Consider the following 14,460-nt stretch of genomic DNA (forward strand, 5'->3'; position numbering starts at 1 on the left):
AAGATTGAACTACTGTGTTTTTGAATTCTAAACTATAGTTTTTGTTTCGACCAGTTCTATTAAAGGCCGTTTCTCCAAATGCCTTATAATTGTTTATCCATGCTGACAAAGACTTATGGTTAACATCATATTTCTTGGCTATAGATTCTTGACTTCCTTTTCCGGTAAGATACTCGATTACTGCTTGTAGCTTGTCCTGTGGCGATACATTTCTAGGTATAAAAAACACTCCCTCCTAAATAAACAAGTTTTTATTATTTCACTTGTCTACCTAGAAGGGAGCATATCAAACCACCATCGGGGATCTTTTTTGCGTATATATATTAAAAGCCTGTATTACATTAGTACAATGATGTGCCGTGGTCGACATACAGAATCTGTCCGGTAAGCTTATATCCAGATGGTTTGCACACTGGGCTGGCAATTGATGACATGGACAAGTATAAACAGGCGATGAATGAACTGTTATCATTTTTAAAAAGGGGATGGCTATTTATCTGCCCGATTAAATATCATTGTCTTCGGGGTTTTGTTTGTCTTTCATAACATGGTATAATGATGGCATGAATATTTTACATGTCTCATATGAAAATTTAATACGGGCGCGCTATAATTTATGAAATTCAGGGTATGCCCGTGAAAAACAGGATACCGGGGGACGGCATATGAAGAAACTGGGAATCATTGATATCGGATCGAATTCAGTAAGGATGGTAGTTCTCCACATCAAGCCGGATGGCAGCTTCAGGCTCATTGATGAAGTAAAGGAAACGTTGAGGCTGGGTGAACGGAACGGAGATTCCAGGAATCTGCAGCCGGAAAAGATGAGGACTGCCATTGAAACACTTCGTTTTTTCAAGGATCTGGGTGAGGCGTTGGAAGTGGATGAGCTGGTTGCAACAGCCACGGAGGCAGTCAGAAGGGCACCGAACCGGGAAGATTTTTTGAAGATGGTACAGGAGGAGATTGGCATCCGGATCAGCGTGCTGTCTGGAATGCAGGAGTCTTACTATGACTACTTCGGAGCCATAAACACAATGGTGCTTTCGGACTGCCTGATAATGGACATCGGTGGCGCAAGTACAGAACTCATACTGGTCAGAAACAGAGAATTCAGACAGTCGGTAAGTCTTCCTTTCGGTGCCATTACGATGGCTGAGATGTTTCGGCTTAAAGATCCTCTGACGGAAGAAACACGGCAAAAGATGAGAAAATTTCTGTACAGTGAGTTTGCAAACCTTACGTGGCTGGAAAGTGCCGGGCCTTTGGTAGGGATTGGAGGGTCGTTCCGTAATCTGTCCAAAATCGACAGAAAGTTAAAAAACTACCCTTTGGATATAACACACAATTATTCAATGACCGACATGGATGTGAATGAAATATTCAGACTGGTTTCCGGAAAATCCGCAAAGGACAGAACGGATATTAAAGGTCTTTCTGCTGACAGAGCAGATATTTTTCCAGGTGCTCTTGCAGAAATAGAGGCGCTTCTGGATTTTACCGGAATTAAAAGTATTCAGGTGAGCGGTGCGGGTCTGCGGGAAGGAATCGGATACGAACATATGCTGGGCGGCAGGGAACCGGTCAGGGATGTGCTTGAAAATTCACTGGATAATCTGGTAAAGAATTTTGGAGTAAATGAACGGCACGCCAGCAATGTATGGAATCTGTCGCGGACACTTTATCATCAATTGCAGGAAGAATTAGGAATTGAACGAAATCAGGAAAGAGTATTAAAGACGGCCGCTCTGCTGCATGATTGCGGAATCAATGTAAGTTATTACGACCATCATAAACATTCATTCTACACCATATTGAATAGCCGCATCAATGGACTGTCCCACAAGGAGCTTGTTATGGCTGCAATGGTCGCCGCCATGCACAGAAAGGACGAGATGAAGCTTACGGCACCGTTTAAATCCCTGCTGGACAGGAAAGAATACAATACGGTCAGACAGCTGGGCATCATGGTCCGGATCGCCGAAAGTCTGGATAGAAGACAGAATGGGAACGTGATTGGTATCGAAAGCCAGATTGCGGCTAAAACTGTAACCCTCAGGATACAGGCCTGGATAAGTCCCGGTTTGGAAATAAATGATGCAAAAAGCATTGCAGGTACATTTGCCAGAACTTTTGGAAAGCAGCTGCAGATACAAGAATCAGAAGAGGTGGACTCAGTTGAATAAAAAAGGGTATGAGGTAGTAGGGGCTATTGTAATAAGACCAAACAATCTGGAGCTGACGATTGCCGAGCTTCGAGGGGACGGGGGCAAGAATATCCTTGAAGAACTCGTTCAGCCGACAAATATCGGAAGTGACGTTTTTCAGACAGGGAGAATCCATGCCGCAACAATCAGCGATACAGTCCTGCATATCAAAGGATTTAAAAAGGCCATGGATAACTATCAGGTCAAAACATATAAGGCGGTGGCAACGAGCGCATTCAGGGAAGCGGAAAATCAAGAGTATGTACTGGAAAGAATACGCATGAATACAGGGATTGTCGTGGATGTTGCCAACAGTGCACAGGAGCGATTCTACATGCACAAAGCTCTCAGGTACGGACTTCCCAAAGTGGGAAAAACAGTGGAGTCAGCGCTTGTAGTGAATGTGGGTTCCGGTGGAGTCGAGTTTTCCATATATCAAAAAGGCAATCTGATGATGACGGAATATATTAATATCGGGGCACTACGTCTTCATGAACAGTTGTCCACATTTCAGACCAGGACAACAGAATTTCTCCGGGTTATGGAGGAATTTATAAGCAGCCGCCTGTCTATTGTCAAACCAATCATCAATAAGGCTGATATCCAATATTTTATCGGTCTGGGTTCTGAATTGAATATGGTGGCCGGACTGATATCGGCAAAGAAAAAATTGATCGATATTGTTGAAATCGAGAATCTATATGAGAAAATAAAACGAATGCAGGACGAGGAAATCATGGAGGCATACCGGATGTCTGCGAAGCAGGTGGAAACGCTGGTGCCAACCTTTGTAATTCTGAATTCCTTTCTTGGGATGACTCATTCAAAAAAAGTCTATATACCTAAAATTGATTTCCGCCAGGGAATAGTCTGCGATCTGGCAGACAGTATTTTTGACCTGGAAAGGCAGGAAGAGTTCAACAGGGATATTATTTCTTCTGTCTGGTACCTGGCCAAAAAATATGGAATCGACAGACAGCATTCCTCCCAGGTTGCTAAAGTTGCCATGAAGATATATGATCAGACCGAAAAGTACCACCAGCTTGGGAAAAGAGAGAGGCAATATCTTGAAATCGCAGCGATGCTTCATGCCATTGGATATTTTGTGAATTTTAATGACTACAATGTGATTACGAGCTGGCTGGTCAAAAGACAGAATATTATGGGAATATCTAATCTGGAGATGGAGATAATATCCAGTATCATCTTTTATCATGAAGACGAGGTTCCAAGGCAACATCATACAGTATATACCAACCTGTCCCATGAAGAAAAGGCAATCGTATTAAAACTGACAGCTATATTGAAAATTGCGAATAGCCTGGATTATTCAAGGGGAGGGAAAGTGTCAGACATCGAAATCTGCCGTAAAAAAGACGAATTGATTCTGACCGTCAAGGCATCACAGAATCTTCTGCTGGAGGAATGGGTATTCAATAAAAGAGCTGAATTTTTTGAAGAAGTCATGGGAATCCATCCTGTGTTAAAAATTATGATGTAGGAGGGAACAGATGGGGAGCCGATATATAAACAGGGAACTGAGCTGGCTGGAATTTAACCACCGGGTTCTGGAAGAGGTAAGCGACCGACAGAATCCATTGTTTGAACGACTGAATTTTGCTTCAATTGTATGTTCCAATCTCGACGAGTTCTTTATGGTGCGCGTCGCTTCTGTTCAGGATCAGATTGATGCGGGATTGCGGACAAAGGATCCTTCAGGCCTGACGCCTATGGAACTCATGGAAAAAATTTCCCTGCGTACACACCGCATGATGAAAGAACTGTATCTCAGACACAACGATGAGCTTCTAAAAGAGCTGGATGATGAAAAAATCAGGATACTCAGCCATGACCAATTAAGCGCGGACCAGGTTTCGTTTTTAGATGATTATTTTGAAAAGGACATATTTCCTGTGCTTACTCCTATGGTGGCGGACCAAGGCAGGCCGTTCCCCCTGGTCCAGAATAAAAGTCTCAATATTGCCGTGCTCCTCTCGGACGAGGAGGAAAGGGGGGATGCTGCATATTTTGCTACAGTGCAGGTTCCGTCTGTACTTGGCAGAGTCCTTCCCGTACCCTCAGGTGATGGCTACAGGAATTTTATACTTTTGGAAGAAGTAATCAGGATGCGTCTTGACCGTCTGTTTACAGGTTATGCCGTGTTAAAGACGGCCATATGGAGAATAACCAGGAATGCCGATCTTGGAATACATGAAGAAGGCGCAGAAGATTTGCTGGAAGTTATCGAGGAGTCTGTACGCATGCGGAGATGGGGAGCGGTCATCCGACTTGAAATAGAGGAAAACGCGGACAGGAAAATACTCAAGCGCCTGATGGATGAAACGGAAGTCAATCGGGAACATGTTTATAAGATACCGGGAACAGTTGATCTCATTTATCTGAGGAGGATATATTCTCTGAAGGGTTATTCCAAGCTGCGATATCCCGGGTTGGAGCCCGTTATTCCTGAAGCCCTGAAAGGCAGGGAGGACATGTTCGATGTAATAAGAAACAAGGATATTTTTCTGCATCATCCATACAATTCATTTCTTCCAGTAGTGGAGTTTGTGCAGAAGGCTGCCCAGGATCCCCGGGTTCTTGCCATAAAACAGACTCTTTACCGGGTCAGTGAAGATTCTCCGATTGTAAAGGCTCTGGAACAGGCTGCTGAAAATGGCAAACAGGTAACTGTTATGGTTGAGATCAAAGCCAGGTTTGATGAACAGAACAATATCCTCTGGGCAAAGCGCCTGGAAACGGCGGGATGCCACGTTATTTACGGTTTTGCTGGGCTGAAGACGCACTGCAAGGTGCTGCTGGTTGTCCGGAAAGAGGAAGACCATATCAGAAGATACGTCCACCTCGGGACCGGAAACTATAATGATGTAACAGCCAGATTCTATACAGACATGGGCTTGTTCACCTCAAATCCGAACTTTGGTATGGATGCATCAAACCTCTTCAATATGCTTTCAGGGCTTTCAAAACCGATGGCCATGAACCGGCTCAGCGTTGCACCCTATACGCTGAGGGAAAAAATGCTGAAGCTCATCAACCGGGAAAAGGAAAATGCAAAGAGGGGAAAAAAGGCCGCAATTATTGCAAAAATGAACTCTCTCGTAGACATAGGCATCATTGAGGCTCTTTATAGCGCCTCTCAGGCGGGTGTAACAATCAGCCTTCTCGTCCGTGGAATATGCTGCCTAAGGGCCGGGGTGGATGGCATGAGCGAAAATATAACGGTGCAGAGCATCGTTGGAAGATTTCTTGAACACAGCAGAATTTACTATTTTTACAATGACGGAAAAGAGGAAATCTATCTTTCAAGTGCGGATATGATGCAGCGCAATCTTGATCGGAGAGTCGAAGTCCTTTTCCCTGTGGATGATCCGGAAATCCGCAATCAGATAAAGGGTATCCTGGAAATATTTTTCAGGGATACCGGAAAGGTGAGGAAAATGACAGCCAAAGGAACATACCGAAAGCATACGCAGGGGCAGCAAGGCCGGTTTGTCAGCCAGGAGTACTTTTCTGGCAATGTGGAGAAAAAATAAGGAGGTATTGAAATGTACGGAAAATTGATTCTCATGAGACATGGAAAGGCACAGGGATTGGAACCGGATGGGAATGACGCCGCGAGGGAACTGACCAGAAACGGTATTAACGAATTGAAGGCTGCATTGCCCGGATTGCAGGAAGGTATCGGTCAGGGTATGGAGATCCGCATCCTGTCGAGCCCGCTTATTCGGGCAGTCCAGACGGCTCAGATTTTGGCCCGGGAGTTGGGAGACCTGCCGGTAGCAGAGTGTGAGTGGATTAAAAATGGAGATTTCGAAGCCCTGAAATCTGAAATCCAAACAGCCACTTCCCACACCTGCCTGATTATAATCGGTCATGAGCCATTTCTCAGCGGATGGGCTACACAATTATATGGTTTACATATCCCGTTTAGAAAAGGTATGGCTGTTTCCTTCGCCATTGAATCGCTAAATCCCATCAGATTGAAACCGCATTGGCTTATTCAGCCGGACGTTCTTGAAGCGGAGTGCGTGAACGTGGACAAGAAGGGGAATGCTGTAAAAGAATTTCATAAAATCTTCCGTGCCCAATTCCAGGAAATCTTCGACATGTATAGGGAAATATCCCACAGAATTGATGATCCGGAGTCAGTACACCAGATGCGGGTTAAAATCCGTATCTTTCGATCCACGCTTTCTTTTGCCAAACCACTTGTAGAAGAAGATGATTACATGCAGGTAAAAGAAATTCTTAAAAATATCATGACTGAGCTCGGACACCTCCGGGAAATTGACGTCATGATGATGGATTGGCAGAATCTTATAAAAACCCATCCGGAAATAATCACGGGGGAATCCTCTTTTCTTCACACCCTGAGAGTGGAGCGGGATGAGGAAAAACACAGAGTAAATAATGAACTGAAGAGAATCGCGGAAAACCTTTTGAGGATTTGGGGTATCATTAATGAAGAAAAACCGGAATCTGAAGACGAAGTGACCCGGTTTGAAGACTTTACGGAGAAACACTTAGAAAAGTGGTCAGAAAAGGTGAAAGATAGTTATGAAAGTACAGATTTCAAGGAGATTTCATCCATTCATCCCCTTAGGATTCAAATCAAGAAACTCCGATATGTGATGAGTGCACTGGGGAATTTCATCAGGCTAGATAAAAATATATCCCTTTCCCGATTAAAAATATTACAGGATGATATCGGCATCGTCTGCGATGCGGCTGCTAACTACCATATTATAGAGAAACTGGATGAAAAATATAAAAGCCGCAAGTCAGCCCATGAAAGCGCCTTTCTGGCTGGGTACCAGCAAAGAAGGGCGGATGAAATCGTTGCACGGTATTTTGACGGGGTAGACAGAAAGGTGTTCAAATAAGAATCGATAGTTGAACACTGAGACAAGAAGAATTGAATCCCAAAAAATAGGCCCGGACAAGCATCCAGCCGTCCGGACCTATAAATAAGTTTTATTCTAAATAAGTACCGGCCAAATGGTTAGGATTGTTCCTGTCCTCAAACAGACTTTTTCAACCCTGTAATTTTCACAGATTCTTCGCAGCACAATAGGGTAAAACCCCATTGAAACCCCATTTGTTATAAAAATGGCTCTTAATACATTGCTGGATGAAGCATTGAATTTTAAATAACCCTTCTCGCTTTCGAATAATTTTCGTTGGAAAATCCCCAGAATTTTATCCAATTCGTCTTCAGTCGTCTCTTTGAACGAAGTGCAGTCTTTTTCTGTTGTTCTTCTCATGTTATTATTTCTCCTTTCGATAATTGGTGCCTTCCGTTTTGGGTGACAGTTTATATTTCTCACTTTCAATAAGATATGTTTTTCACAGTATATGAAACAAATTTAAAATCCGGTCTATAAAAAAACGCTTATTTAAATGATTTTTGTAAAATTTAAAATATATGTTGTCCATGATTTTTGAGTATGGATTTGCTCTGCCATTAGGAGTAAAATGAAAGTAAGAGAATATGTAAATGATAAGCTGCGGGAACCAGGTCGGGAAAAGGATGGTGGCCAGTATGAAAAAACTTTTTTTAATACTAGTGCTAGTGCTGTCGGTAGCTATGTTTTGGGCATGTAAGAAGACGGACCAAAACAATGGAAGCACTACAGAAGAAACCACAGAAGCAACCACAGAAGAAACCACAGAAGCAACTACAGAAGCAACCACAGAAGAAACCACAGAAACGACCACAGAAGCTACTACAGAAACGACAACAGAAACAACCACAGAGGCAGAGGAACACAAGCTTGCTGAGTATTATCCGTTTTTAAATAACGTCATGTACACATATCAGGGAGAAGGAAATGAATTTGCATTCTTCACCTTGAGTGTGGATGTCTACAATGAGACCAGGGTGCAGACAAGAATGAATAATGGCGGAACGGAGATTGTAAATGTCATTGAGGTAAGCAGTGACCGTATAACCCGTATACTTTCAAGGCCTGAATGCTACTACAGGGAGGGATTTCTGCCAAAAACCCCCGAGATGAAGGATGTGCTTTTGGAGGCGCCTCTGGTTAAAGGAAATGAGTGGACCGCAGCGGACGGAAGCAGGCGATATATTTCGGGAACGGATGTTGAAGTCGTTACCCCGGCAGGGACGTTCCATGCCGTGGAAGTAGTAACAGAAAGAGCTGGGGATACGAATAAGGATTATTATGCCCCGGGCATCGGACTTGTCAAGACAATATGGGAATCAAAGGAAGGATATGTTGTTTCTTCAACATTGAGCCAGATATCAATGAACCGTCCTCTGGTGCAGCATATAAGGTTTTTCTACCCGAATGGAAATGTGGACGGTCTATATTTTGTTGACCGGGACATAACCTTTAATACAAACGACATAACAAGGATTGTGATTCAGAAAGCTTTCAAGAACCTTCCGGAAGGGAATGTGGCCAGGGTCCTTACAGAAAACGTGAAAATCAACTGGCTTTACCTGAACAGGGATGGCATGCTGTATGTTGACTTCTCACAAGAACTTGTAAGCGAAATGAATGCGGGTGCCGGTTATGAAGCATTGATTCTAGCGAGTATAACGAATACGCTTGGCAGCTACTATGGAGTTGAAAAAGTGTATCTCACGGTAGAGGGAAACCCGTATTCAAGTGGCCATATCGATATGGACAGAGGAGATGCATTTATTGTCGATACCAAAGATGCCTTGCCTCTTCCCTAAAAGTAGAATTGGATTCTTGCACTGTATCGTGTGCCGCGTAATCCGGTGAGGCAATATTTTCAATTATTTGCGTACCGTTTAGGGGGAAAACAGTGGATAATCATGAAAAGATGGACCACAGCAAAATGAATCATCCTCAGATGGATGAAGATCAGAAAGTCCATCCGGAGCACCATGAACATGATAATCATCATGAAATGATGGTTGTTGATTTAAAAAAAAGATTTTTATTTTCCATCATCCTTATGCTGCCGATACTTGCTTTGTCACCAATGATTCAGATGTTTATGGGTGTGGACTGGAGGTTTGCCGGTGATACATATCTTTTGTTTGCATTATCTACAGTGATTTTCTTTTATGGAGGCAAGCCTTTTTTAAAAGGTGCCATTGATGAGTTCAAGAAAAAATCACCGGCTATGATGATGCTCATTGCATTGGCGATTACTGTTGCCTACGTTTACAGTGCCCTTACTGTTTTTGTGCTTAAGGGAAATGATTTCTTTTGGGAGCTGGCGACATTGGTAGTCATTATGCTTCTTGGCCACTGGATTGAGATGAAATCAGTTATGAAAGCATCCAAAGCGCTGGAGGAATTAGCGAAATTAATGCCTGAGATTGCCCATTTCGTAGGTGAAAATGGAGAAACCAGGGATATCCCCGTAAAAGATTTAATGGAAGGGGATATGGTTCTTGTGAAACCGGGAGAAAAGGTCCCTATAGACGGTATTATTTACGAAGGGTCTTCTTCCGTTAATGAGTCCATGCTTACCGGTGAGTCGGTACCTGTCGACAAAAGAAAAGGTGACGAGATTATCGGAGGGGCAATCAATGGGGAGGGAGTCCTGAAATTCAGGGTCAACCGGATCGGGGAAAATACCTTCTTGTCTCAGATTATCAAAATGGTCCGGGAAGCCCAGGAATCGAAATCCAATACCCAGAGACTGGCAGACATAGCGGCAAAGTGGCTTTTCTACATTGCAGTATCGGCTGGCGCTGTGACTTTTATAGTATGGATGGCAGTGGGCAGTGGCTTGAATTTTGCCATCGAGAGAGCCGTAACAGTAATGGTTATTTCCTGCCCGCACGCACTGGGTCTGGCCACGCCTCTTGTGACGGCAGTGTCAACGAGCATTGGCGCGAAACATGGACTTCTGATAAGAAACAGGGCAGCTTTTGAAAATGCAAGAAAAATAAATTCAATTGTTTTTGATAAGACAGGAACTTTGACAGAAGGCGAATTCGGGATTACAGATATCCATGAAGTATCTGCAACTAAAGACGGGCTGTTGACGATAGCGTATTCTGTTGAACTGAATTCAGAGCATCCAATCGCAAGAGGAATCGTGAAAGAAGGCAGCAAAAAAAGTCTGGAGCGACTGGAAGTAACGGATTATCAAAATATAACCGGAGAAGGGCTGATGGCGAAGGTCAGAGGCAGAGATACCAGAATTGTAAGTCCGGGATATATGCGTTCAAAAAATATCAGCTTTGATGTTGAGACTTATGAGAGGCTGGCTCAAGAGGGAAAAACGGTTGTGTTCGTTCTTGAAGAAGAAAAGCTGCTGGGGTTTATCGCTCTTTCCGATATCGTCCGGGATTCAGCCAAAGAAGCGGTAGAGACGCTGCGGAGCATGGATGTTGAATCCATAATGCTTACTGGAGATAACAAGAGGGTTGCGGCATATGTCGGAGAAAGCGTAGGCATTGATAAAGTCATAGCCGAGGTGCTTCCTCAGGAGAAGGCATCAAAGATTGAGGAATTGCAGGCGAAGGGCAGAATCATCGGCATGACGGGCGACGGGGTGAATGATGCCCCTTCACTTGCAGCAGCTGATCTTGGAATTGCAATAGGCGCCGGAACAGATGTTGCGATTGAGACAGCTGGAGTTCTGTATAATCAGGGAATCATAATCAGCCCGGCTCTGGGTGCTATACTCATGTCTCTGAGTACCATAATTGTCTCAATAAATGCCAGATTGTTAAAGGCGGATTGATCAGCGGTGAATTTATGGAATATACTGTCCTGACTCACATGAATACGCATCTGGTTCTAAAATCAAAAGAGGTGAAATGTTGAAAACAATAGGATTGATTGGCGGAATGAGCTGGGAAAGCACCGTCTCTTATTACAAGATAATCAACGAGGTTATAAAAAAAGAGCTCGGTGGTTTGCATTCCGCGAAAGTACTGTTATATAGCGTAGATTTTGCGGAAATAGAAGAATGCCAGGCAAATGAGGACTGGGATAAAAGTGCCGATATTCTGGCAGATGCCGCGAAAAGACTGGAAGAAGCAGGCGCAGACTACATTCTTATCTGCACCAATACAATGCACAAGGTCGCAGATAAAATTCAGGAGATTCTGAGAATACCCATTATCCATATCGCCGAAGCTACTGCCGATGAGCTGAAAAAACATAAAATCAAGAAAGTTGCGCTGCTTGGGACTAAGTATACAATGCGGCAAAGATTTTACCGGGAGAAGATTGAGAAAGCCGGAATTGAAGTACAGATTCCAAATGAGCCGGATATTGAGGCCGTGAATCAGATCATCTATGAGGAATTATGCATGGGCATTATATCGGAGAAATCAAGACAGGAATACCTTCGCATTATAAACGGAATGGCGGCTGACGGGGCAGCAGGTGTCATTCTTGGCTGTACGGAAATAGGTCTTCTGATACGGCAGGAAGACACATTGCTGCCCATATTTGACACAACGCAGATTCATGCAACGAAAGCTGCAATGCTGGCAATTGAGTGAGATCTTGATTGTTCACATGTGACTTCTGCAACTAATCCCCCCAATGAATAGTCTATAATTACATTGTTTAGGAGAAGGGGGAATCATATTGTGAACAGATTTGCAAAATATGCTGTCGAAAGCACGGGGGTTTTTATTGCCATATTATTGGTCTCACTGGTGGGAGATTTTACGCAAACAGGTCTTATGATTGCACCATTTGGTGCCACCTGCGTAATCTTATTCTCTTTACGAAGCAGCCATTTTGCGAGAATGAGAAATGTTGTTGGAAGTTACACAGTCTGCTCTTTGGCAGGAGTGGCGTCTTATCACATCATGGAAAATACATCCTGGTCAATAGCGTTTGCGGTAGGGATTGCTGTTTTCATCATGCTTATAGCAGATATTGTACATCCGCCGGCGTGCGCCGTAACAATAATTGCAGTAACAACCGGTGCAGACTGGCTTTATATAATTTTCCCAGTATTGTCAGGGGCTTTGATGATCTCCGTCATTGCAACCATCTATACCAGAAAATTCAAATAGCTTCAATTATCAAAAAACTTGAACACCAATGGGTAGTAATGTCTTTGATACCCTTTGGTTTTTTGTGTCCTGAGCTATAAATTAAATCCTTATAGCTGGGCTCATTGCGGCCCTTTTTTGTATGCAGTTTTAAAATACCCCTTGACATGGAGTTAACTCCAAGGCGTAGTATTTCCTTATCGCAAAAAAAGGAGTAATCAGTATCAGGAGTTTCCCTGGTGGATTTTGTCATGGCGCTGATTATCAGTGTGTTTTCTGCCGGATTGCGCTGTCCTACGTATTTGCCTTTGGTTTCCAAATGGGCATGATGGGAACCTGGGTTGCTATGTTTGTCGACTGGATTGTAAAATCAGCCATATATGAGCGGAATTATAAAAAAGAAAGATGGAGGTTTTTAGAATGAATGGAGATAATGATTTAAGTAAAGGAGCGATTTTCCCAATCGGCGAACCGCTTCCAGAAAAGTTTGGACAGTATTTCATCGGACAGGCATATTTGAATATGCTGACAACTGCAGGCGTCCCGATTGGAAATGTGACATTTGAGCCAGGGTGCAGAAATAACTGGCACATACACCATAAGGGGGGGCAGATTCTTCTTGTTACGGGAGGCAGGGGATATTTTCAGGAATGGGAAAAAGAAGTGAGGGAGCTAAAAGCTGGAGATGTTGTAAATATTCCGGCAGAAGTGAAGCATTGGCACGGTGCCGCATCCGACAGCTGGTTTTCCCACCTGGCAGTCGAGGTTCCAGCCAAGGATGCAGGTAATGAATGGCTGGAAGAAGTTTCGGATGAAATTTATAAAAAAATAAATAATTCCTGTCCTGGAGTCAGCTCCAGGTGATATTATGGAGATAGCAAGCTTTGAATAAAAAGCGGGAGGTTCCGCAAATGAAATCTTTCATAAGGAGACAGGCCAACTATGGGCCTTGTACTTCCTTTCGAAAGTGTACGTGAGTCAAAACATAAAAAAATGGGTATAAATTACTTATAGTTGAAAAGGAGATTGAAAACATGAACAGTTTTATTTATGACATTCCCACAAAAGTATATTTTGGTGAAAATCAATTGGGACATCTGGGTGAAGAATTGGGCAGGTATGGAAAAAAAGTTTTACTGACTTATGGAGGGGGTTCCATTAAAACAATCGGACTCTATGATAAAGTAGTCGAAGAGATTAAAAATGCTGGTCTGGAGCTTTTTGAATTATCAGGAATTGAGCCAAATCCGAGGGTTTCCTCTGTGAACGCAGGGGCTGTTATCTGTAAGAAAGAGAATATCGATGTGCTCCTTGCAGTAGGTGGGGGATCCGTTATTGACTGTACCAAATACATCGGAGCCGCAGCCTATTATGACGGCGACGCATGGGACATTCTCCTGCAGAAAGTTCCGGTAGACAAATGTCTCCCGATTATCGATGTCCTGACCCTTTCTGCAACCGGCTCTGAAATGGACTGCGGAGGAGTTATCAGCAATCCGGAAACGCAGGATAAAATAGGACTTCTGTTCCCGGTTATGCAGCCGAAAGTCTCCTTCCTTGACCCGTCAATCACCTACACAGTAAGCAAATATCAGACAGCCTGCGGAGCGGCTGACATCCTCAATCATATTATGGAAGTTTACTTCAATATGGATCAGGATCTGTATATGCTGGATACGGTGATGGAAGGATTGATGAAAACAATCATTGAATTCGCACCGATTGCAATGGAGGCTCCAGACAATTATGAAGCAAGAGCGAATCTTATGTGGACTTCCTCCTGGGCAATCAATGGATTTGTAAATGGCGGCAAAAGGCAGGCGTGGAGCTGCCATCCGATGGAACATGAAATATCGGCAATTTATGATATTACACACGGGCTTGGCCTTGCAATCCTTACTCCCCGCTGGATGGAATATACATTGGATGAAAGAACCGTGTCGAAGTTTTATCAGTTTGGATGTAATGTTTTGGGAATCAATCCTGAGATGGAACCTATGGAGGTTGCAAAGAAGAGCATTGAGATGGTTTCTGATTTTCTGTTTAAAACGCTGGGATTGCAGAGTACTTTCACAGAAATCGGGATCGATGATTCCAATTTTGCCATAATGGCCAGAAAAGCATGCGGGGGCGGCATTCTGTCAGGATTCAAGCCGCTAAACCAGCAGGATATTGAGAATATATTCAAAATGTGTCTGTAGGATATGAAGAGAACCTGAAGAAATCCAATGAATAGACATGATTCAGACGGGGGGCAGA

12 protein-coding genes are annotated in these 14,460 nt (G+C 43.5%); 10 read left to right on the forward strand and 2 right to left on the reverse strand.

Going from position 1 to position 14,460, the window contains the following annotated elements:
• On the reverse strand, positions 1–229 hold a 229-nt coding region (locus tag BUA79_RS09795; RefSeq protein WP_143147905.1), incomplete at its 3' end, for a transposase.
• Between the two features lie 436 nt (positions 230–665).
• On the opposite strand from BUA79_RS09795, the gene BUA79_RS09800 reads away from it, so the two are divergent.
• The 4 genes from BUA79_RS09800 to BUA79_RS09815 are packed head-to-tail and all read left to right on the forward strand — an operon-like array spanning position 666 to position 7,111.
• Positions 666–2,186, forward strand: coding sequence for a Ppx/GppA phosphatase family protein (locus BUA79_RS09800; protein WP_073994248.1), 1,521 nt, complete (start codon positions 666–668; stop codon positions 2,184–2,186).
• Positions 2,179–3,708 (forward strand): Ppx/GppA phosphatase family protein, encoded by a 1,530-nt coding sequence (locus BUA79_RS09805; protein WP_073994249.1) that lies wholly within the window; start codon positions 2,179–2,181, stop codon positions 3,706–3,708. Before BUA79_RS09800 ends, BUA79_RS09805 begins: the two co-directional genes overlap by 8 nt.
• Before the next feature lie 10 nt (positions 3,709–3,718).
• Positions 3,719–5,761 (forward strand): RNA degradosome polyphosphate kinase, encoded by a 2,043-nt coding sequence (locus BUA79_RS09810; RefSeq protein WP_073994250.1) that lies wholly within the window; start codon positions 3,719–3,721, stop codon positions 5,759–5,761.
• Between the two features lie 12 nt (positions 5,762–5,773).
• A complete protein-coding gene (locus BUA79_RS09815; protein ID WP_073994251.1) occupies positions 5,774–7,111 on the forward strand; it encodes a CHAD domain-containing protein in 1,338 nt (445 codons plus the stop codon).
• 96 nt (positions 7,112–7,207) lie between these two features.
• Here BUA79_RS09815 and BUA79_RS09820 read toward each other — a convergent pair whose 3' ends face one another.
• Entirely contained in the window at positions 7,208–7,492 is a 285-nt protein-coding gene (locus tag BUA79_RS09820) for a hypothetical protein (RefSeq protein WP_073994252.1), read from the reverse strand.
• Positions 7,493–7,770: 278 nt separating this feature from the next.
• Here BUA79_RS09820 and BUA79_RS09825 point away from each other — a divergent pair, with 278 nt between their 5' ends.
• The 6 genes from BUA79_RS09825 (at position 7,771) to BUA79_RS09855 (ending at position 14,402) form a co-directional block, all read left to right on the forward strand.
• Positions 7,771–8,934 carry a GerMN domain-containing protein gene (locus BUA79_RS09825; protein WP_143147906.1) on the forward strand — a complete coding sequence of 388 codons (1,164 nt, stop codon included), beginning with the start codon at positions 7,771–7,773 and terminating at the stop codon, positions 8,932–8,934.
• A gap of 92 nt (positions 8,935–9,026) precedes the next feature.
• Complete coding sequence (locus tag BUA79_RS09830; RefSeq protein ID WP_073994254.1) at positions 9,027–10,928, forward strand: heavy metal translocating P-type ATPase; 1,902 nt, start codon at positions 9,027–9,029, stop codon at positions 10,926–10,928.
• A 79-nt stretch (positions 10,929–11,007) separates the two neighbouring features.
• Positions 11,008–11,697: an aspartate/glutamate racemase family protein gene (locus tag BUA79_RS09835; protein ID WP_073994296.1), complete on the forward strand. Its 690-nt coding sequence runs from the start codon at positions 11,008–11,010 to the stop codon at positions 11,695–11,697.
• A gap of 90 nt (positions 11,698–11,787) precedes the next feature.
• A complete protein-coding gene (locus BUA79_RS09840) occupies positions 11,788–12,222 on the forward strand; it encodes an HPP family protein (RefSeq protein WP_073994255.1) in 435 nt (144 codons plus the stop codon).
• A gap of 399 nt (positions 12,223–12,621) precedes the next feature.
• The gene (locus BUA79_RS09850) at positions 12,622–13,065 is read left to right on the forward strand and encodes a cupin domain-containing protein (RefSeq protein WP_073994257.1); all 444 of its coding nucleotides are present in this window, start codon (positions 12,622–12,624) and stop codon (positions 13,063–13,065) included.
• Between the two features lie 170 nt (positions 13,066–13,235).
• Positions 13,236–14,402: an iron-containing alcohol dehydrogenase gene (locus BUA79_RS09855; protein ID WP_073994258.1), complete on the forward strand. Its 1,167-nt coding sequence runs from the start codon at positions 13,236–13,238 to the stop codon at positions 14,400–14,402.
• The last annotated feature ends 58 nt before the right edge of the window (positions 14,403–14,460 follow it).

This window comes from Parasporobacterium paucivorans DSM 15970 (genome assembly GCF_900141895.1).
GTDB classification, from domain to species: Bacteria; Bacillota; Clostridia; order Lachnospirales; family Lachnospiraceae; genus Parasporobacterium; species Parasporobacterium paucivorans.

What these genes read in the sequence shown, in the direction of transcription:
- BUA79_RS09800 (WP_073994248.1), top strand. Translation starts at nt 666, where the DNA reads ATGAAGAAACTGGGAATCATTGATATCGGATCGAATTCAGTAAGGATG.
- BUA79_RS09810 (WP_073994250.1), top strand. Translation starts at nt 3,719, where the DNA reads ATGGGGAGCCGATATATAAACAGGGAACTGAGCTGGCTGGAATTTAAC.
- BUA79_RS09815 (WP_073994251.1), top strand. Translation starts at nt 5,774, where the DNA reads ATGTACGGAAAATTGATTCTCATGAGACATGGAAAGGCACAGGGATTG.
- BUA79_RS09820 (WP_073994252.1), bottom strand. Translation starts at nt 7,492, where the DNA reads ATGAGAAGAACAACAGAAAAAGACTGCACTTCGTTCAAAGAGACGACT.
- BUA79_RS09825 (WP_143147906.1), top strand. Translation starts at nt 7,771, where the DNA reads ATGAAAAAACTTTTTTTAATACTAGTGCTAGTGCTGTCGGTAGCTATG.
- BUA79_RS09850 (WP_073994257.1), top strand. Translation starts at nt 12,622, where the DNA reads ATGAATGGAGATAATGATTTAAGTAAAGGAGCGATTTTCCCAATCGGC.
- BUA79_RS09855 (WP_073994258.1), top strand. Translation starts at nt 13,236, where the DNA reads ATGAACAGTTTTATTTATGACATTCCCACAAAAGTATATTTTGGTGAA.